Below are 17,839 nucleotides of genomic sequence, written 5' to 3'. Positions count from 1 at the left end.
CGCGGTCCTGCGGACCCGGCGCAGGGGGCCCGGGGAGCTCCAGTACCTTGTACGCGTGTCAGAGCCGTCCCCCACCCGTCCCAAGCGCCGCGGGCGCCTCTTCCGTTACGCCGCGGCCCTGTTGGTCCTGTGCGGTGTCGCCGCGTACCTCGTGGTGCAGTACGTCACCGGAGGCGGCGGTGCGCGCGGCTGCACGGTGGTCTCGCCCTCGGACGACGGGGCGTCGTACGAGTTCACGCCCGAGCAGGCGGCGAACGCGGCGACGATCGCCGCCGTCGGGACCGGGCGCGGGATGCCCGAGCGGGCCGTGACGATCGCGCTGGCGACCGCCATCCAGGAGTCGGGGCTGCGGAACATCGAGCACGGCGACCGGGACTCGCTGGGACTGTTCCAGCAGCGTCCCTCGCAGGGCTGGGGCACCGAGCGGCAGATCATGGACCCGGCCTACGCGGCGGGCATCTTCTACGCGCACCTGGCCAGGGTGCCGGACTACACCGACCTGCCGCTGACGGTGGCCGCGCAGCGGGTGCAGCGCAGCGGCTACCCGGAGGCGTACGCCAAGCACGAGCAGGACGCCACGCTGCTGGCGGCGGCCCTGACCGGGCGGGCGGCGGCCACGCTGACCTGCGACGGGCGCCCGCAGCGCACGACCTCGGCGACCGGCCCGGACGCGGTGCGCGCCGCGCTGGTACGGGACTTCGGGCGGGACGCGCTCCAGGAGACCGGCGCGGTGGTGGGCGGGACGCCCGTGCCGTCGCCGTCCCCGTCGCCGAGCGTGACCGCGACCGCGCGCGGGCGGACGGTGACGGTCCCGGTGCCGGACGGTACGAAGACGGACGCGACCGGGCGGGGCGAACGGGAGCGGGGCTGGCAGCTGGCGCAGTGGGCGGTGGCCCACTCCTCGGCGCTGCACATCGAGCGGGTGGCGTACGCGGGCCGGGTGTGGACCGCGGGGAGCGACGGCGGCGAGTGGCGGACGGCCGGGTCGGACGGGGCCGGGGGCGCGCAGAGCTCCGCCGGGCAGTCCGTGGAGACGTCCGTGGGCTCGGTGCGGATCGTGGCCGGACAGTAGTACGGACGATCACTCCGGCGGGTTGTGCGCGGCCGGGGCGTACGACGGTTCGGGCGGATGGCGTGCCCGTCCCGGGAACCCTTGGGAATCAAGGGCGGGAAGGATTCTGCACGATTTCCGGCGGACGTCCTTTGCCCGTTTTTATCCACACCTGATAATGCGACGCGTTATCCATTCTTTACCTGGGGCGTCCGCAACCTTCGCGGGCTTCGAGCGGTAGTCACGGCGTCCGAGCCGGAGACGGGCTTGGACACAGACACCGTTCTCTCCCGTCGAATGGAGCATCATGTCCCTCCCTCTGACCCGCCGGATCGCCCGTGCCGCGCTGCTCGTCGCAGCGGGAGCGGCTGCCGGGGTCGGTGCGGCCGGCTCCGCCGGAGCGGCCACGAATCTGCCGGCGGCCACCCCGAACCTGGGCGGTCTGACCGCCCTGGACGGCGCGCACGTCGGCAACGCCGTCGACGGTGCCGCGCAGAGCGTCACCACGGTCGCGGGCCGCACGGGCGGCAAGGCGGTCGAGCAGGCGGTGCCGGCCGCGGGCAAGACCGGCGGCGCCGCCGTGAAGAAGGCGGCCCCGGCGGCGCAGAAGGCCGCGGGCGACGTGGCCGGGACCGCGGGCGGTGTCCTGGGGGACACGGCCTCCGGTGCCACGAAGGGCGGGCTGCCGACGGACGCCCTCACCAAGGGCGGGCTGCCGACGTCCTCCCTGCCGACGTCCTCCCTGCCGACGTCCTCCCTGCCGACCAAGGGTCTGCCGCTGGGCGGCTGAGCGCCCGGCTGTGAACGCCGACGGGGTCCAGGCGCCTCTCCTGGGCCCCGTCGGTCTGTGCGCCGTCGGTCTGTGCCCCGTCGACACGGACGGGCCGGCTACGCGGTCAGGCGGGCCACCGCTGCTCGCACTCGTTCGTCCGTCGCCGTGAAGGCCACGCGGATGTGGTTCTTCCCCGCCTCGCCGTAGAAGTCGCCCGGGGCCACCAGGATGCCCCGGTCGGCCAGGCGGGCGACCGTGGTCCAGCAGGACTCGTCGCGGGTGGCCCAGAGGTAGAGGCTCGCCTCGCTGTGTTCGATGCGGAAGCCGTCGGCGAGGAGCGCCGCGCGGAGCGCCTCGCGGCGGGCGGCGTAGCGCTCGCGCTGCTCGTGCACGTGGGCGTCGTCGCCGAGCGCGGCCACGACCGCCGCCTGCGTCGGCGCGGAGGTCATCATGCCGCCGTGCTTGCGGATCTCCAGCAGCGGGCCCAGGACGGCCGGGTCGCCGGCGGCGAAGGCCGCGCGGTAGCCCGCCAGGTTGGACCGCTTGGAGAGGGAGTGGACGGCGACGATGCCGTCGTAGGAGCCGCCGTTGACGTCCGGGTGCAGGACCGAGACCGGGTCGGCCTCCCAGCCCAGCTCCAGGTAGCACTCGTCGGAGAAGACGAGGACGTCATGGGCGCGGGCCCAGGCGACGATGTCCGTGAGTTCCTGCCGGGAGAGGACCTTGCCCGTGGGGTTGGACGGCGAGTTCAGCCAGAGCAGCTTCAGGCCGGCCGGGTCCAGGTCGCGCGGGTCGTCGTAGACCTCGTACTCGGCGCGGGCCAGGCGGGCGCCGACCTCGTACGTGGGGTAGGCCAGACGCGGGTAGGCGACCTTGTCGCCGGGGCCGAGGCCGAGCTGGGTCGGCAGCCAGGCCACCAGCTCCTTGGAGCCGACGACCGGCAGGACGTGCCGGTGGGTGACCCCGCGCGCGCCCAGGCGGCGCTCCAGCCAGCCGGTGATCGCGTCGCGCAGGGCGGGGGTGCCCCAGACGGTCGGGTAGCCCGGGGAGTCGGCCGCGTCGATCAGGGCCTTCTGGACCAGCTCGGGGACCGGGTCGACCGGGGTGCCGACGGAGAGGTCGACGATGCCGTCCGGGTGGGCCGCGGCCGTCTTCTTGTACGGCTCCAGCTTGTCCCAGGGGAAGGTGGGAAGCCGGTCGGAGACTGCGGACACGGGAATCAGGCTCACTTTCGTACGGTGCGGCAAACACCTCGGTCCCGTGCGGCACCGATCGGGCTGATCGGGCCGTACGGGACCGAGGCGGCGCGGCGCTGTGTGGCGGGCGGCCGCTTGGTGCTCAGTCGGTCACTCGCCCTGCGGCGGCAGCGCGGCGACGAAGGGGTGGTCGCGCTCGATCAGCCCCAGCTTGCTGGCGCCGCCGGGCGAGCCCAGCTCGTCGAAGAACTCGACGTTCGCCTTGTAGTAGTCCTTCCACTCCTCCGGGACGTCGTCCTCGTAGAAGATCGCCTCGACCGGGCAGACCGGCTCACAGGCACCACAGTCGACGCATTCGTCCGGGTGGATGTACAAGGACCGCTGGCCCTCGTAGATGCAGTCGACCGGGCACTCCTCGATGCACGCCTTGTCCTTGACGTCGACACAAGGCTGCGCGATGACGTAGGTCACGCTGTCGTTCCTCCTCGATAGGGCGCTGGCGGGCCTCCTCAGGCTCCGCCGCCTGGCGCGCGGGAGCGCGGCGTCGTCGATGCCCGCCCCTAGTATCTCCGTTCCGGAGCATGATCCGAACAGGAGGGGTGAACTGACCAGTGGAAATCTCGGCGAAAGGACGCCTGGAGGTCCGAATCACCCCTGCTGACGTGGGGAAACGGGTCTCTGTACGGCGGTTGGGCGAACCCGGTGGCGGACCGGAGAAGTTCACTGACACGGTGGGTGTTCTCACATCATGGGACGGTGGCGTGCTCATGATCACACGGCGGGACGGCGAACGGGTCCGGATCCCGCAATCCGCGCTGGTCGCCGGGAAGGTCGTGCCCGCCGCCCCGGCGCGGCGCAGGGGGCCCGCCGCCACGTACCCGGAACTCGTGCGGATCTCCTCCCGGGCGTGGCGGCCGGTGGAGAGCGAGCGGCTGGGCGAGTGGGAGCTGCGGGCGGCCGGCGGGTTCACGCGGCGCGCCAACAGCGTGCTGCCGCTCGGGGACCCCGGGCTTCCGCTCGACGCGGCCCTGGCGGCCGTACGACGCTGGTACGGCGAGCGCGGCCTGCCCGCGTACGCGCAGACCGCGACCGGCGCCGAGGGCACGCAGGAGATGCTGTGCGCGGAGCTGGAGCGGCGCGGCTGGGTGCGCGAGGTGACCGCCGAGTTGTGGACCGGGGCCCTGGCGCCGGTCGCGGACCGGGCCGGGGGCGCGGGGGTGGTCCTGTCCCGGACGGCGGACGAGGCGTGGCTCGCGCGGTACCAGCGCAAGGGGGTGAGCGAGGTGGCCCTGCGGGTGCTCGGTTCCGGACCGTCGGTGTGGTTCGCCTCCGTGCCCGGCGCCGGGGAGGGCGAGCCGCCGGCGGCGATCGGGCGGTGTGTCGTGGACGGACGGTGGGCCGGGTTCGCCGCCGTCGAGGTGGACCCCGGCCGGCGGCGGCAGGGGCTGGCCACCGAGGTCATGGCCGCGCTGGCCCGGCGCGCGCTGGAGGAGGGCGCCTCGGCGGCCTGGCTCCAGGTGGAGACCGACAACGACTCCGCCCGAGCCCTCTACCGCGCCCTGGGCTTCACCCCCCACCACGCCTACCACCACTACCGGGCCCCCGAAGAGCAGGGCCTGCCGGAACAGCCCCCCACCACCGCCGACCGGCCCTCGCCGGCGGACACGCCCGAGACACGGCCCTCACCGGGCGACACGCCCGGGACCGGGTCCCTGCCGGAAGGCGCCCCCGAGACCGGGCCCCTACCGGAAGGCGCCCCCGAGACCGGGCCCCTGCCTGAGGACAACCCCGAGACCCGGTTCCTGCCGGGCGAGAACCCCGAGACCCTGGACCCAGGCAAGTGACGCGCCCCGTACCCGCCCCCGGCACGGCGCCATACCCAGCGGCCGGACCCGCGCGAGCGACCGCCCCGGCGGCCGGACCCGCGCGAGCAGCCATCCCGGCAGCGCGACCCGGCCGGGTAGTGACCCCGGCAGCCCGACCCACCCGAGCAACCGCCCCGGCGGCCGAACCCAGCCCGCCAACCACCCCAGCAGCCCGACCCTGCCGGGCAGCCGCTGTGGCGGCCCGGCGCAGCCCGGCGGCCACCCGGCGACCCGAGCACCGCGGGCATCCCGCTTCGGGGAGCCGTAGAACGTGCCGTGGAAGGGCATGAGGCTGCCATGAGCCATCCGTATCTGCCGCCCCCGTACCCTCCCTCCGAGGACCGCTCCGCCGAGTTGCGGCGGCGGTTCGCCGAGGAGGCCCGGTCCGAGCGGCCGGACCTGTCGGCGCTGTGTCTGCTGATCGGCGCGGTGACGGACGGCTCGCTGGACGAGGCCGGTATCGACGCCGCGCAGGCGGAGCTGGACCGGCTGGCGGGCGAGCTGCCGTTCCGGCCGGGCGGGCCACGGGCGTGGGCGGAGGCCGTACGGCGGCTGCTCGGCACCCGCCACGCGTTCCACGGGACGCCGGGCGACTACCAGCGGCTGGAGTCCTCCCTGCTGCACGAGGTGCTGCGGCGACGGCGCGGGCTGCCGATCCTGCTGTCGGTGGTGTGGCTGGAGGTCGCGCGCCGGGCGGGCGCCCCCGTGTACGGCGTCGCGCTGCCGGGGCACTTCGTGGTCGGGTTCGGGTCGGCGGCGGAGCAGGTGCTGGCCGATCCGTTCGACGGTGGCCGGGTGCTCACCGGGCCGGACGCCGAGCTGCTGGTCGTGGGCGCCACGGGCACGTCCCTGGACCCCTCGATGCTGGAGCCGGCGCCTCCCCTGGAGGTCGTCCAGCGCGTCCTGAACAACATCCGGGCGTGGGCGGCGGCCCGGCCGGAGCGGTCGGACGTCGCGCTGCGGGCGGTGGAGCTGGCGCTGCTCATCCCCTCGCACCCGGCACGCCTTCGCTACGAGCGCGGGCAACTGCTGGTGCAGCGCGGCGAGTTCGTCGCGGGCGCCGAGGAACTACAGCACTACGCCGACCTGATCGAGGTGGTGGACGAGTCGGCGGCCCGCAAGGTCCGGCAGGAGGCGCGCACGGCGAGGTCCAAGCTCAACTGAGTCCGGGGTGGTCCCTCACAGCCACCCCTTGTCCCGGGCGATCCGTACCGCCTCCGCCCGGTTGCGCGCGGCCAGCTTCTGGATGGCGGTCGACAGGTAGTTGCGGACCGTGCCCTGGGACAGGTGCAGCGCCTGGGCGAGTTCGGCGTTGGTGGAGCCGTCGGCCGCCGCGCGGAGCACCTCGCGTTCGCGCTCGGTGAGCGGGTTGGCGCCCTCGGCGAGCGCGGCGGCGGCCAGCGTGGGGTCGATGACCCGCTCGCCGGCCAGCACCTTGCGGATCGCCTCGGCGAGCTGCGCGGCCGGGGCGTCCTTGACGAGGAAGGCGTCGGCGCCCGCCTCCATGGCGCTGCGCAGGTAGCCGGGGCGCCCGAAGGTGGTCAGGACGACCAGCTTGACCCCTGGATGTGCGCGGCGCACCCGGGCCGCGGCCTCGATGCCGGTGCAGCCGGGCATCTCGATGTCGAGCAGCGCGACGTCCACGCCGTGCGCGCCGACGGCCGCGAGGACCTCGTCGCCGCGCGCCACCTGGGCGACGACCTCGATGTCGTCCTCCAGGCCGAGCAACGCGGCCAGCGCCTCGCGGACCATCGACTGGTCCTCGGCGAGGAGGACCTTGATCATGCTCGTCATGCCCCGGATCCTATGTCCGCCCCGGCGGCCGTGGGCACACGGGCGACGAGCCGGAACCCGTGCCGGGCCCGGCCCGCCTCCAGGCTGCCGCCGGCCTTCTCCAGGCGCTCGGTCAGCCCGGTCAGGCCATTGCCGGGCCCCTTCCCCGAGCCCCCGCTCCCGCTGTCCTCGACAGAGAGTTCGAGCACCGGTCCGTCCAGGGTCTGACGGCGCAGCAGCCGTACGACGCAGCGGTCGGCGCCGCTGTGCCGGACCACGTTGGTGACCGCCTCGCGCAGCGCCCAGGCCAGCGCGGACTCGGCCTCCTCGGGCACGCCGGCGAGGTCGGGTTCGGCGGGCACCTCGGCGACGACCCCGGCGGCGGTCAGCGCGACCTGGGCGCCGGCGAGTTCGGCGGCGAGCCGGGGCCGCCGGTAGCCGGTGACGGCCTCCCGGACGTCCACCAGGGCCTGCCGGCTGACCTGCTCGATGTCGGCGACCTGCTGGGCCGCCTTGTCGGGGTGGTCGGGCAGCATCCGGCCGGCCAGCTCGCTCTTGAGCGTGATCAGCGACAGGGAGTGGCCGAGCAGGTCGTGCAGGTCGCGGGCGAGGCGGAGCCGCTCCTCGTTGGCGGCGAGCTGGGCGACGGTGGCCCGCGCCTTGCGCAACTCGATCGTGGTGCGCACCAGTTGCCCGACACCGACCATCGCGAACCCGATGAGCACGACGAGGAACAGCAGGCCACGGGCCTCCTTCTCGTTCGAGCGCAGCCCGACGAGGTACATCAGCGTGGCCGTCGCCGGGATCGCCCAGTACGACGCCCGGACCGGCAGGGTGGCCCCGCACGCCACCGACAGGTAGACGAAGAGGCCGAGCCAGGCGCTGCCGAGGGTGTAGGCGAGGACGGGGGCCAGGACGGCCAGGACCGCGATGAGGCCGACGACGGTCCGGGGCGCGAAGGACCGGCCCATGTTGCGGAAGACCAGCGTCAGGTAGACCCCGACGAACGCGGCCAGGCCGAGGGAGCCGGCGAGGGTGGCGCGCGCGGTGTGGTGGCCGCCGACCAGGTCGCCGACCGGTGAGCTGAGGAAGACCAGCCACACGCCGATCCACAGCACCTTGGCCGGCAGGTCCCGCCGGGTGCGGGGGCGCTGGCCCAGCCGCACCTGGTGTTCCGGCGGCTTCTCGCCGGTCAGGGGGTCTTCCGTCATCGCGCTCACGCCTTCAGCGTGTCCTTCCGGTACAGCCAGGCCGCGCCGCCCGCGAAGAGGACGAAGTAGCCGGCGAGGACGGCGATGTCCGCCGCGTGCGGGGCCTGGCTCTGCTCGATCGCCCGTCCCAGGGCAGCGTACGCGTGCGTGGGGAGCCACTTGGCGATGTCCTGGAGGACCCGCGGGAAGGTCGTGGACGGCATCCACAGGCCGCCGAGGATCGACAGGCCGAAGTAGACGATCATCGTGATCGGGCGGACCGCGTCCCCGGAGGCGAGGTAGCCGATGGCGACGCCGAGCGCGGCGAAGACGAGACTGCCGGCCCAGATGACCCCGGTGAGCGCGAGCCACTGCCAGACGTCCAGGCGTACGTGCTTGACGCCGGCGGCGACGGCGAACACGACGACGATGGCCGGCAGGCTCACCACCGCGGCGCTCGCGGTCTTGGCGAGGACGTAGCCGCGTCCGGGCAGCGGGGTCAGCCGTAGCTGCCGTACCCAGCCGCTCTCGCGCTCCTTGGCGATGCGCTCGCTGTTGCCCATCAGGACGGCGGTCAGGGCGCCGAAGGAGGCCATGGAGACCATCAGGTAGGTGGCGACGGTCAGACCGGTGCCGTCGACCCGCCCGGCCGAGCCGGCGCTGCTGGAGAAGATCAGGTAGATGATCGAGGGGTAGAGCACCGAGAAGAACAGGAATTTCCTGTTCCGCAGGGCGCGGGCCAGTTCGAGCTTGATGAGGGCGTTCACGACTGCTTGGCCTCCTCGGCCTCCGTGATGGCGACGAAGGCCTGCTCCAGACCGAGCCCGGCGACTTCGAGGTTGCGGGGGTAGACACCGAGGCCGTAGAGGGCGTGCACGGTCGCGTCGGCGTCGGCGGACTGGATGCGGACGGTCTGGCCCGATACGTCGATCGAGGTGAGGAACGGCAGCCCGCGCAGGGCGCCGGTGTCGATCTCGCCGGCCAGGTCGAAGGAGATCCGCCGCGCGCCCGCCTTGGCCTTGATCTCGGCGGCCGTGCCGTCGGCGAGGAGCCGGCCCCGGTGCAGCACCAGGACCCGGTCCGCGATGGCGTCGGCCTCTTCCAGGTAGTGGGTGGCGAAGAGGACCGTACGGCCCTGGTCGGCCTGTTCGCGCATGGTGGCCCAGAAGGCCTGGCGGGCGGCGACGTCCATGCCGGTGGTCGGCTCGTCCAGGATGATCAGATCGCTGTCGCCGGCGGTGGCGAGGGCGAACCGGACCCGTTGCGCCTGGCCGCCGGAGAGCTTGTCCACCTTGCGGTCGGCGATCTGGGCGATGCCCGCCCGGGCCAGCACGTCGGAGACCGGGTACGGCCGCGGGTGCAGGGAGCAGGCCAGCTTCACCAGTTCGGCGACGGTGACGCCGTCCATCAGGCCGCCGCTCTGGAGCATCGCCCCGACCCGGCCGGCCACGATCGCCTCGCGGGGGCTGCCGCCGAACAGGCCCACCGTGCCGCCGTCGGCCTGCTTGAGCCCGAGGAGCAGGTCCAGGGTGGTGGACTTGCCGGCCCCGTTCGGGCCGAGGAGGGCGACGGTCTCGCCCGGGTACAGCCGGAGCGAGAGGCCGTCGACGGCCCGCACGCTCCCGTACGTCTTGGTCACCTGGTCGAACCCGACCACCGGGGTGGTGGCCGGTGCCGCTGTCGTCGTCATGCCGTCCATGCTGGCGGCGGGGGCCCGGGAGCGGGCAGTGTCGGGGGTCCTCAGTGCCGCATGACAGATGTCACGCGGTGCGGGTGACGGACACGGCGAGGGGGCGCCCCCTGGGCAGGGGCGCCCCCGGAATCAGCCGGCTAGCTCGGGTTGGTGTCGATGACCCCGACCCGCTCCGCCTCCGTCTTGCCCCGCAGGGCCTGGCGCAGCGCGCCGACCACGTCCTGCGGCAGGACGCCGCGCTTCCCGGTCGCGGTCTGGATCTGCACGCCGTCGAAGGTGGTGCCGTAGGCCTCCTTGAGCGCGCCCAGGTCGTACGTGTCCACGAGCTTGCCGTCCACGGCCTTGAAGCCGAGGATCTTCGGCAGCGACAGCGGACCGAACCGGATGACGTGCGCCGCGTCGGTCTGCACCTTGACGATGCCGGACATCGCGGGCTTCGCGAAGTCGTTCATCACTCGGTCCACCTCGGCGTTCGACACCGTCGGCTGCTTGATGGTGGTCGGCACGGCGACCGGGGGCGTGCTGCCCGTCTCCACCAGCGTGCGGTACGCCTGTTCGACCGCCGTGGTCGAGCGGCCCGCGTCGATGGCCTTGCCCGCCTTGCCGTAGACCGCCACGGCCTTGCCGCCGGACTCGAACTTGATGGTGCCGTCCGTGGCCGAGCCCGAACCGCCGCCGGCCTGCTGGAGCGCGGCCTGGAGCTTCTCCTCGTCCACCGGCATGACCGGCTGGACCACGCGCTTCTGCCCGAAGAGGGAGCCGACGACGTGGACCGGGTTGTAGTCGCTCTTGGCGGCCCCGCTCACCGTGGCCTGGTAGTCGAACTGGAGACCGGCGTTCTCCGGCGTGAGGGTGACCGTCTTGCCGCCCACGGCCAGCTTCAGCGGCTTGTTCACCCGGCTGCCGAAGGCGTCGTCCAGCTTCTTGACGGCGTCGTCGCGGGTGCCGCCGCCGATGTCGACACCGAGCACGGTGGTGCCCTTGGGCACGTCGGTGTGGTTCATCAGCAGTCCGGCGCCGTAGGCACCGCCCGCCACGACGAACACGCCGACGACGAGCAGCATAAGCTTGCTGCGGCCCTTCTTCTTCGGCTTGCCCGCAGCCTTGGGCGCGGCGGCCGGCTCCGGCTTGGGCGCCGTGGACGCCGCCGGGCCGCCGGGCTGGGTGCCGAACGGGGGCTTGCCGGCGTTCGGGACGACCGGGATGCCGCTGGTGACGGTGTGTCCGGAGACGTTGTCGGCGGACGGGGGCCGGTATCCGGGCGTGCCCGGCTCCGGGGCCGGCTTCTGCGGGGTGAGGATCGCGGTGTCGTCGCTGAGCCCGCCACCGGGGCCACGGCCCGCCGGGCCGCCGGGGTTGAGCCCCGGACCGCCGGGGACGCCGGGACCGCCGGGCCGGCCGGCACCGCCGGGTCCGTTGAAGCCACCCGCCACGCCGGGCGCGTCGAGATCGGCGATGTCGGCAAGGGCGCTGCGTGCCGACGGGGTGCCCTGGCCGCCGAAGCCGGCGCCCGCCGGGCCGTCGAAGGGCTCGCCCGGCCCCATGCCGACGCCACCGGCGGCCGGCGGGACGAGGGTGCCGTCGCCGGTCACCGGGCCGCTGGTGGGACCGGCCGGTCCGCCCTGCGGGCCGCCGGGGCCGCCATGGCCACCGGGGCCGTCGAAGCCGCTGACGCCGCCGGGACCGCCGTTCCCGCGGGCACCGCCCGCGGCACCGCCGTAGCCGTCGTGCCTGTTGGCCCCGGCCGCGCCGGCGCCGTAGCCGTCCTGGCCCCCGGCGCCCGACGTGCCCGTACCGAAGTCGTCCTGGCCGCCGTTCTCCGAGAAGTACGGCAGGTCGTCACGGCGGGGCTCCTCGGAGCCGGTGGAGCCGGGTCGGGAGCCGCCGCCGAGGGGGCCCGCGGTCAGGGCCTCGGTCACGTCGAAGGAGCCGGTGCCGCCGCCGTGCCCCGGGGCGACCGGGCCGCCGGTGGCGCCGGGCAGGCCCTTGCCGTTCGTGCCGCCGGAGCGGGGAGCGCCCGGCGCGCTCATGGAGCCGACCACGCCACCGGGACGGCCGCCGCCGGAGCGTGCGCCGGTGGTACCGGCCGCACCCGAAGCTCCCGGACCACTCGAACGGGCACCCGACACGCCGGAGGAGGCGGGGGTGGCGGCGGAACCGCCGGACATCCCGGCGCCGTTCGTGCCACCGCCGCCCGGACCGCCCTTGGGCGCGCCGGACTTGCGCGGCGCGAACCAGTCGCTGGTCTTCTCCTCCGCCTGGGCGGCGGGCTCGGCCGGGGCCTCGGCGGTACCGGCGGACGGCTGGTCGGCCACGGGCAGCGGCTCGGCGGCCGGCGCCTCCTCGGCGCCCTCGCCGTCCCCGACGGGCTTGCGCACGACGACCGGCGGGATGGGCCGGGACCCGGGGATGTTGATCCGGATCCGGGTCGTCAGCGTGGTCTCGGTCTTCTTCTCCTCCGGCCGCGTGCCCGAACGGCCCGCGCCCGTACCGTCGTCGGAAGCCATGGGGGTCCCGTACGGCGGCGTGCCGGAGGGGTATGCGGCTCCGCCGCGCCCGTTGGGCCCGGAGGACGGAGTGTCAGTTTCACGACTCAAGGCAGGTTCTCCCGGTTGGCTCCGCCGCCCGTTTCGACCTCAGCTGGGGGTGCCCCCTGTTCGAGCGCAGTCGAGAACTTGGGGGAGGCTCGGCGGCGCGCACCACCATACTGGCCACTTCTGGCGCGTATCCCATGACCGCCGAGGAAACCCCCACCGGACTCGCGCCCGCGCCGCGCGGCGAAGTGGTACGTCACTTGCCAAGTCGGGCAGGGCCGCCGCGCGGTTGCCGTCCCGCGCCAACGGTGGCGCAGATCACAGCGAGGGCCATGCCGCCGAGCAGGTACAGATAGGAACTGCCGCCCGCGCCGAAGAGGTAGTCGCCCTCCGGGCGCGTGGTGGTGAGCAGGAGGACGGCGACGACCCAGCCCGCCGCCGGCGCGACCGCCCCGCCCCGGCCGCCGGTGGCGTACGCGCCGCCGAGGAACAGTCCGGCGGCGCCCGCGAGCGCGAGCAGCAGCCCGCCGGGGAACCAGGCGGCCTGGAGGAGGGCCCCGGCCAGGCCCGTGACGGCGCCGAGCAGGAACAGGCCGACGAGGGCGGCGGCCCGTCCCGCGGAGGGCGGGCGCAGCGGCTGGGCGAGCAGGGAGCCGTTCCCGCCGTCGCTCATGACGCCTCCCCGAGGTCGAGGCCGGCGAAGAGGTCGGTCTCCCCGCGCTGCCCCGGACCGCGCACCAACTCGTAGTACTCGGTGGTGAACAGCGGCTGGGCGAGTTCGTTGGAGAGCGCGAAGTACGGTTCGGCGACCTCGATCTGGGTGGCGTGGGCGCGCATGGCGGCGGCCTTGGCGGCGGCGTACGCGGTGCCGTCGATCGTGGTGGTGATCCGCTCGTCGGCCACCACGCCGGGTACGTCGTCCACGGCGGCGCCCTTGTCGAACGGCAGTGCGGACAGCTCGTCCTGGAGGCGGGCGAAGGCCGCGTCGGCGACGGAGCGCGGGACGCGGTTCCAGTACACCTTGGCGATCCGGTGGCCGCGTTCGGCCGCGAGGTCGACCGCGCGCATGGCGACGCGGTGGGCCTGGACGTGGTCCGGGTGGCCGTAGCCGCCGTCGTCGTCGTACGTCACGAGGACCTGGGGGCGGACCTCCAGGATCACCTCGGCGAGCCTCCCGGCGGCCTCGTCGACGTCGGCCCGCCAGAAGCAGCCGGGGTCGTCGTTGTCGGCGAGGCCCATCATGCCCGAGTCGCCGTACCGCCCGGCGCCGCCGAGCAGCCGGGCGTCCGTGACGCCGAGCGCGGACACGGCCGCGGCCAGCTCGCCGCGCCGGTGCGCGCCCAGCGCGGCACCCGTCAGGTGCCGCAGCTCGGGCGGGATGACCTCGCCCCGCTCCCCCAGGGTGCAGGTGACCAGGGTCACATGGGCACCCTCGGCCGCGTACCGGGCCATGGTCGCGCCGTTGTTGATCGACTCGTCGTCCGGGTGCGCGTGCACCAGGAGAAGACGCCGGGAGGGCAGTTCCGTCATGGAGGCCAGCCTATGAGGCGGCCGGGCGGTTCGCCGAACCCCGGTCGGTCATCCCTCGCCGTCGAGGACGTGCGCGATGGCCAGGGCGATCCGCTCGATCCAGTCGATGGCGTCCGTCACCTCCGCCTCGTCGATCGGGCGGCGCTGTTTGAGGTCGCCGTCGATCAGGTCGGCGTCGTGCGCGATTTTGTTGCGGCGCTGAGTGATTTCCAGGTACCGGCCGCGGAGCTTCTTCTCGTTGAACGTGGTCCGCCCCTGGAAGAAGTGCTGATTGATACACCCCGCCGCCTCGAACCAGACCTTTTTCTCCGTCACCAGCTTGAGCACCTCGGAAATCTTGCCGGGGTGCTGGAGCGCCTGCACGGCCAGCTTGTCGTGCAGGTGCTCCACGACGGCCTCGGAGAGCGTGACCTCCCCCCGCCGAACCGCTTCGACCCGGTGCAACGGCAGTTCGCACATCCGCAGCTGGTGCGGCATCTCGGGGCTGTCCTTGATGGTCAGTTCGGCCACCCGACGCAGAACCTCCTCGTGCAGCCAGTGGTCGATGGCACCGACGGCCTGGACCCAGGCCGCCCGATAGAAGTCGTCGATGTCGATCGTGGGTGACCGAAAGGGCGTGAGCATCCGACCCGCCTCGACCATCCGCCGGGCGTAGGACAGGTTCGTCATGAACGCCTCGAACTGACGCGTCTGCGGTCTGGAAACAGCCATGCGCAGCCCCGTGATCACTCTCCCTCAAGATCTTTATGAGTACGATCGCGGAATCGCCAGGGGGGGCGGCCAAGCTGGCGAGCAAAATTCGATCGAAGGTGACCGAAACAAGTCCTTCTGCTTCCGGATCGACTCCCTCAGGACTCGGTCTCTTCCGCTTCGTCGTCGTGGTAGCGCGGCAGGCCGCTCGTGGGGATGGTCCACTCCCCGATGGTGACGTCCTCGCCGTAGACGAAGTCCTTGCGGGTGGCGTAGCGGGGGCCGTCCGGTGTGGAGTGGATGTCCGTGAATACGGCACCGGTGCCTGTGCGCGGGTCGAACACGCCGTAGACGGGGATGCCGAGCAGCGGGTAGTCGCGCATCTTTCCGACCCAGTCGTTGTCCGGGTTGGAACGGGAGACGATCTCGACGGCCGCGAGAAGCGTACGAGGATCGAAGGTCCCGTCCCCTTCCATGTCCTCCTCGGCGATCACCATGACGTCGGGACGGCGCATGATCCCCTCGAATTCGCCCTCCACATCGGGTTCACCCGTGTGCGCGACGATCTCCTCCGGCATGACCTTTTCCAGGCGCTTCCGGAGGCGCAGCACGGTGAGCTCGTGCTGCTTCACGGGCGACATCATGTCGTGGACGATCCCTTCCTTGGTGATCTCGAACTTGCCGGGCAGCGTGTCGTCCATGGACTGCACGAAGTCGCGCATGGCCCGGTAGACGTGGGAGGCGCCCTGCTGCGCGTTGTCGGGTGCGATGGTCATGGCGCTCGCTCCTCGTCGTCTGTGCCCAGGGGCAAGGATCGTCACGTTCATGCTAGGCGGCCTCCCGGAGTTCGGTTCGGCACTCCCGGCAGCGGGTTCCGGGGTCGGGTGAGCGGAAGGCGCGGTCGCAGCCGTCGCAGTTCCGCATCGGGTGCCGGGGTGGCTGCGGGACAGCCGGCGCCCGGAACGGCGGCGGAGGCGGTAGCTGGGCGGTCAGGCGGTGTGCCAGGAGCACCGCGGGGCGTCGAACGCCCTCCGGCGGCAGGTCGGCGGTCAAGGCACGGCGTACGGCGGCGGAGGTGACGTCTCGCTCCAGCCAGGCGGCGACGCCGAGGGCCAGGTGGGCCGTGTCGCGGGCGGAGAGGAGCAGCCGGGGGTCGTGGCGGTGGAGGTCCGCGAGGAGGCCGGTGGCGGCTTCCAGGAGCGCGGGGGCGGCGTACGCGGGGCTCGGCACGGCGGGGAGCGGTTTGCGGGGCGTCGGCTTCTCGCGCGCCCGGCACGGCGTGCTCCCCCGGCGCGCCTCCCGCCGCTGCGGTGCCTCCGCGTGAGCCTCCGGGTGGCCGTGAGCATCGGAGCGGTGGCGGGCCGCCGCCGGCTGGTTGCAGGAGACCGTGCGGGTGACGATGCGGCCGGCAGGGGTGCGGTGGCGCTCGCGCCGCAGGTAGCCGTGGGCCTCCAGCTCGCGCAGGGCGGCGGCGATACGGGTGGCTCCCTCGGGAAACCGGGCGGCGAGGGTCTTGATGTCGACCGGGGCACCTTGCGGCAGCGACTGGAGGTGCACGCCGAGTCCGATCGCGAGGAGCGAGAGTTCCCTGTGCTGCGCCAGGTGGTTGCCGACCACCGTGAAGCGTGTGGTGTGACGGGAGTTGTCGTGCTGGAGCCCACCGGAGCGGTGGGCCGTGCCGGGCCCCTGGTTCGGGTGCTTGTTGCCCGCAAGGCGGGCCTGGGCGTGCGGGGGCACGCTAGGGTTCTCGGTACCCATCGGGAAGCTCTCTTCTTCCTCGGTGGTCAGGCCCTCGCACTGGGATTGCCGTCCCGGCGGGGGCCGTCTCATGTCTGCGGTTGTGGTGGTGCGCTGCGCCGAGCGTCGGGCCTCGGCGGCTGCGAAATCCAGTGGGACCGGAGATGTTCACCCGCCCGAGTGAGTGCGACCACGGGCGGGAGGTGGGGTTTGGCGGGGGTGCTTTCCCCCAGCGTTCTTTGTCTTTCAGTCGCCGACGGCACCGGAGCGCGTGGGGTCGGGTTCCGGTGCCGTGAAGCCGATCTCCGCCCAGACGGTCTTGCGCGGAAAGCACCCTTCGCTGGTTCCCCACCGGTCGGCGAGTGCGTCCACGAGGAGAAGCCCCAGGCCCGACTCGGCGCCGGCTCCGGGCTCCCGCAGCACGGGCCGCCGGTCACCGCGCGTGTCGGCGACCTCGATGCGGAGCGTGCCGCCGACCACGTAGAGCGTCAGGCGGAAGCTGCGTCCGGGTACGCGGCCGTGGATGGCCGCGTTGGCCGCCGGCTCGGCGACGACGTGACTCGCCCGCTCGTCCGGGAGCGCCCGGTTCCGCAGCGCGTTCACCGCGAGCAGCCGGGCGAGGCGGGCACGGCGCGGAGTGCAGGACAGCAGCATGCTGAAGTTGCGGACCCTGCCGTCGGGTTGAGTCCTAGCTTCGGCGAATCCCTGATTCACGTCACTCAGCGTGGCCGACCGGGCATACCGTGAGGAGTAATCACAGGGTTGCGTACCGTGATCACCCAAGGCTTGTCCGGTGCTGTCCGGACTGTCGGTACGGCTCGTGCGCGCAGGACGTGACGGTACGGAGCAACGCAACGGAGGGGCACGCATGTCGGTGAACGGTGAGGCGGTGCGGGTCAGGACCGGGACGGACCAGTCCGAGGAGCCGGGGTGGGAGGTGGATCCGAACGACGACTGGGCGCTTGCCGTGGTGGCCACGGTGGGCCGGCAGTTGAGGCTCCGCCGGGAGGCGGCTGGCATGCGGGTCGGTGAGTTCGCGGTGGCGGTCGGGTACGGCGAGGATCTCGTCTACAAGATCGAGGCCGGGAAGCGCATCCCCCGGCCCGAGTACCTGGACACGGCGGACGAGGTGCTGGACGCCAAGGGCCTCATCGCGGCGATGAGGGAGGACGTGAAGAAGGTCCGGTATCCGAAGAAGGTGCGGGACCTGGCGCAGTTGGAGGCGCGGGCGGTCGAGATCGGGGTGTACGAGTGCAGCAGCATCGCCGGCCTGCTGCAGACGCCTGACTACGCACGCGCTCTCTTCGAACAGCAATTCGAACGCCCGCTGGAAGTCGGGCGGTTGAACAACGTCTCACTTCAGGTCATGCCGATGGACAGCGTTGCCCACCCAGGCATGAGCGGCAGGATCGAACTGCTGAAGTTCGAGGACGGAACAGCGGTAGGGCGTTCCGACGGCGCATTCAACGGCCGCCCTGCCTCTGATCCGAGGCAGCTACGCATTCTCGACCTGCGGTATGGCACGATCCGGGCGCAGGCTCTTCCGCCCGGGGAGACACTGGCCCTCATCGAGCGAATGCTGGGAGAAACATGATCCGCAAGGCCTCCGCCACGGACACCTCCGACCTGGCCTGGTTCAAGAGCAGCTACAGCAGCGGGCCAGAAGGCGACTCCTGCGTCGAGATCGCCACCGAGCCCGGCACCGTCCACGTGCGTGACTCCAAGAACATCGAGGGTCCCCAGCTGGCCTTCGCCCCCGCCGCGTGGGCCGGCTTCGTGCCGTACGCGAGCGGGGGCTGACCGGGCAC

18 protein-coding genes and 1 pseudogene are annotated in these 17,839 nt (G+C 73.1%); 6 read left to right on the top strand and 13 right to left on the bottom strand.

Features of this window, described 5'->3' with window-relative positions; all coding sequences use genetic code 11:
• Positions 1-55 precede the first annotated feature (55 nt).
• On the top strand, positions 56-1,072 hold the full coding sequence (locus IE273_RS29020) for a VldE C-terminal domain-containing protein (protein ID WP_189818133.1): 1,017 nt from the start codon (positions 56-58) through the stop codon (positions 1,070-1,072).
• Positions 1,073-1,358: 286 nt separating this feature from the next.
• Positions 1,359-1,841: an ATP-binding protein gene (locus IE273_RS29015; protein WP_189818132.1), complete on the top strand. Its 483-nt coding sequence runs from the start codon at positions 1,359-1,361 to the stop codon at positions 1,839-1,841.
• Positions 1,842-1,939: 98 nt separating this feature from the next.
• Here IE273_RS29015 and IE273_RS29010 read toward each other — a convergent pair whose 3' ends face one another.
• The gene (locus IE273_RS29010) at positions 1,940-3,037 is read right to left on the bottom strand and encodes a bifunctional succinyldiaminopimelate transaminase/glutamate-prephenate aminotransferase (RefSeq protein WP_189818131.1); all 1,098 of its coding nucleotides are present in this window, start codon (positions 3,035-3,037) and stop codon (positions 1,940-1,942) included.
• A gap of 132 nt (positions 3,038-3,169) precedes the next feature.
• Positions 3,170-3,490, bottom strand: a complete 321-nt coding sequence (fdxA, locus tag IE273_RS29005; RefSeq protein ID WP_014674796.1) for a ferredoxin — start codon at positions 3,488-3,490, stop codon at positions 3,170-3,172.
• 140 nt (positions 3,491-3,630) lie between these two features.
• On the opposite strand from fdxA, the pseudogene IE273_RS29000 reads away from it, so the two are divergent.
• Both IE273_RS29000 and IE273_RS28995 read left to right on the top strand, forming a co-directional pair.
• A pseudogene (locus IE273_RS29000) lies at positions 3,631-4,635 on the top strand (GNAT family N-acetyltransferase); the annotation flags it as partial.
• 546 nt (positions 4,636-5,181) lie between these two features.
• Entirely contained in the window at positions 5,182-6,048 is an 867-nt protein-coding gene (locus IE273_RS28995) for a transglutaminase family protein (RefSeq protein WP_189818130.1), read from the top strand.
• A gap of 15 nt (positions 6,049-6,063) precedes the next feature.
• On the opposite strand, the gene IE273_RS28990 is transcribed toward IE273_RS28995, so the two are convergent.
• The 11 genes from IE273_RS28990 to IE273_RS28940 form a co-directional block, all read right to left on the bottom strand.
• Entirely contained in the window at positions 6,064-6,678 is a 615-nt protein-coding gene (locus IE273_RS28990) for a response regulator transcription factor (RefSeq protein ID WP_189818129.1), read from the bottom strand.
• A complete protein-coding gene (locus IE273_RS28985; protein WP_189818128.1) occupies positions 6,675-7,868 on the bottom strand; it encodes a sensor histidine kinase in 1,194 nt (397 codons plus the stop codon). The genes IE273_RS28990 and IE273_RS28985 overlap by 4 nt, the downstream gene beginning before the upstream one ends.
• A gap of 5 nt (positions 7,869-7,873) precedes the next feature.
• Positions 7,874-8,614: an ABC transporter permease gene (locus tag IE273_RS28980; protein ID WP_189818127.1), complete on the bottom strand. Its 741-nt coding sequence runs from the start codon at positions 8,612-8,614 to the stop codon at positions 7,874-7,876.
• Entirely contained in the window at positions 8,611-9,537 is a 927-nt protein-coding gene (locus IE273_RS28975) for an ABC transporter ATP-binding protein (RefSeq protein ID WP_189818126.1), read from the bottom strand. The genes IE273_RS28980 and IE273_RS28975 overlap by 4 nt, the downstream gene beginning before the upstream one ends.
• A 140-nt stretch (positions 9,538-9,677) precedes the next feature.
• Positions 9,678-12,137, bottom strand: coding sequence for a hypothetical protein (locus IE273_RS28970; RefSeq protein WP_189818125.1), 2,460 nt, complete (start codon positions 12,135-12,137; stop codon positions 9,678-9,680).
• A gap of 193 nt (positions 12,138-12,330) precedes the next feature.
• The gene (locus tag IE273_RS28965) at positions 12,331-12,747 is read right to left on the bottom strand and encodes a DUF6113 family protein (protein WP_189818124.1); all 417 of its coding nucleotides are present in this window, start codon (positions 12,745-12,747) and stop codon (positions 12,331-12,333) included.
• Positions 12,744-13,604 carry an N-acetyl-1-D-myo-inositol-2-amino-2-deoxy-alpha-D-glucopyranoside deacetylase gene (mshB, locus tag IE273_RS28960; protein WP_189818123.1) on the bottom strand — a complete coding sequence of 287 codons (861 nt, stop codon included), beginning with the start codon at positions 13,602-13,604 and terminating at the stop codon, positions 12,744-12,746. The genes IE273_RS28965 and mshB overlap by 4 nt, the downstream gene beginning before the upstream one ends.
• Positions 13,605-13,652: 48 nt before the next feature.
• Entirely contained in the window at positions 13,653-14,333 is a 681-nt protein-coding gene (locus IE273_RS28955; protein ID WP_229887656.1) for a hypothetical protein, read from the bottom strand.
• Between the two features lie 119 nt (positions 14,334-14,452).
• The gene (locus IE273_RS28950; RefSeq protein ID WP_189818122.1) at positions 14,453-15,070 is read right to left on the bottom strand and encodes a Uma2 family endonuclease; all 618 of its coding nucleotides are present in this window, start codon (positions 15,068-15,070) and stop codon (positions 14,453-14,455) included.
• A 52-nt stretch (positions 15,071-15,122) separates the two neighbouring features.
• Positions 15,123-16,052 carry a helix-turn-helix domain-containing protein gene (locus tag IE273_RS28945; RefSeq protein WP_189818121.1) on the bottom strand — a complete coding sequence of 310 codons (930 nt, stop codon included), beginning with the start codon at positions 16,050-16,052 and terminating at the stop codon, positions 15,123-15,125.
• Positions 16,053-16,277: 225 nt separating this feature from the next.
• Positions 16,278-16,685: an ATP-binding protein gene (locus tag IE273_RS28940; RefSeq protein WP_189818120.1), complete on the bottom strand. Its 408-nt coding sequence runs from the start codon at positions 16,683-16,685 to the stop codon at positions 16,278-16,280.
• A 214-nt stretch (positions 16,686-16,899) separates the two neighbouring features.
• On the opposite strand from IE273_RS28940, the gene IE273_RS28935 reads away from it, so the two are divergent.
• A complete protein-coding gene (locus IE273_RS28935) occupies positions 16,900-17,625 on the top strand; it encodes a Scr1 family TA system antitoxin-like transcriptional regulator (protein ID WP_189818119.1) in 726 nt (241 codons plus the stop codon).
• On the top strand, positions 17,622-17,831 hold the full coding sequence (locus IE273_RS28930; RefSeq protein WP_189818118.1) for a DUF397 domain-containing protein: 210 nt from the start codon (positions 17,622-17,624) through the stop codon (positions 17,829-17,831). Before IE273_RS28935 ends, IE273_RS28930 begins: the two co-directional genes overlap by 4 nt.
• The last annotated feature ends 8 nt before the right edge of the window (positions 17,832-17,839 follow it).

Source organism: Streptomyces olivaceoviridis, from assembly GCF_014650115.1.
Taxonomy (GTDB): Bacteria; Actinomycetota; Actinomycetes; order Streptomycetales; family Streptomycetaceae; genus Streptomyces; species Streptomyces olivaceoviridis.
The sequence above is the reverse complement of the archived record's forward strand: the minus strand, read 5'-3'. Positions and strand labels throughout refer to the sequence as shown.

What these genes read in the sequence shown, in the direction of transcription:
- IE273_RS29015 (WP_189818132.1), top strand. Translation starts at nt 1,359, where the DNA reads ATGTCCCTCCCTCTGACCCGCCGGATCGCCCGTGCCGCGCTGCTCGTC.
- IE273_RS28995 (WP_189818130.1), top strand. Translation starts at nt 5,182, where the DNA reads ATGAGCCATCCGTATCTGCCGCCCCCGTACCCTCCCTCCGAGGACCGC.
- IE273_RS28990 (WP_189818129.1), bottom strand. Translation starts at nt 6,678, where the DNA reads ATGACGAGCATGATCAAGGTCCTCCTCGCCGAGGACCAGTCGATGGTC.
- IE273_RS28985 (WP_189818128.1), bottom strand. Translation starts at nt 7,868, where the DNA reads ATGACGGAAGACCCCCTGACCGGCGAGAAGCCGCCGGAACACCAGGTG.
- IE273_RS28975 (WP_189818126.1), bottom strand. Translation starts at nt 9,537, where the DNA reads ATGACGACGACAGCGGCACCGGCCACCACCCCGGTGGTCGGGTTCGAC.
- IE273_RS28965 (WP_189818124.1), bottom strand. Translation starts at nt 12,747, where the DNA reads ATGAGCGACGGCGGGAACGGCTCCCTGCTCGCCCAGCCGCTGCGCCCG.
- mshB (WP_189818123.1), bottom strand. Translation starts at nt 13,604, where the DNA reads ATGACGGAACTGCCCTCCCGGCGTCTTCTCCTGGTGCACGCGCACCCG.
- IE273_RS28950 (WP_189818122.1), bottom strand. Translation starts at nt 15,070, where the DNA reads ATGACCATCGCACCCGACAACGCGCAGCAGGGCGCCTCCCACGTCTAC.
- IE273_RS28945 (WP_189818121.1), bottom strand. Translation starts at nt 16,052, where the DNA reads ATGGGTACCGAGAACCCTAGCGTGCCCCCGCACGCCCAGGCCCGCCTT.
- IE273_RS28940 (WP_189818120.1), bottom strand. Translation starts at nt 16,685, where the DNA reads ATGCTGCTGTCCTGCACTCCGCGCCGTGCCCGCCTCGCCCGGCTGCTC.
- IE273_RS28935 (WP_189818119.1), top strand. Translation starts at nt 16,900, where the DNA reads ATGTCGGTGAACGGTGAGGCGGTGCGGGTCAGGACCGGGACGGACCAG.
- IE273_RS28930 (WP_189818118.1), top strand. Translation starts at nt 17,622, where the DNA reads ATGATCCGCAAGGCCTCCGCCACGGACACCTCCGACCTGGCCTGGTTC.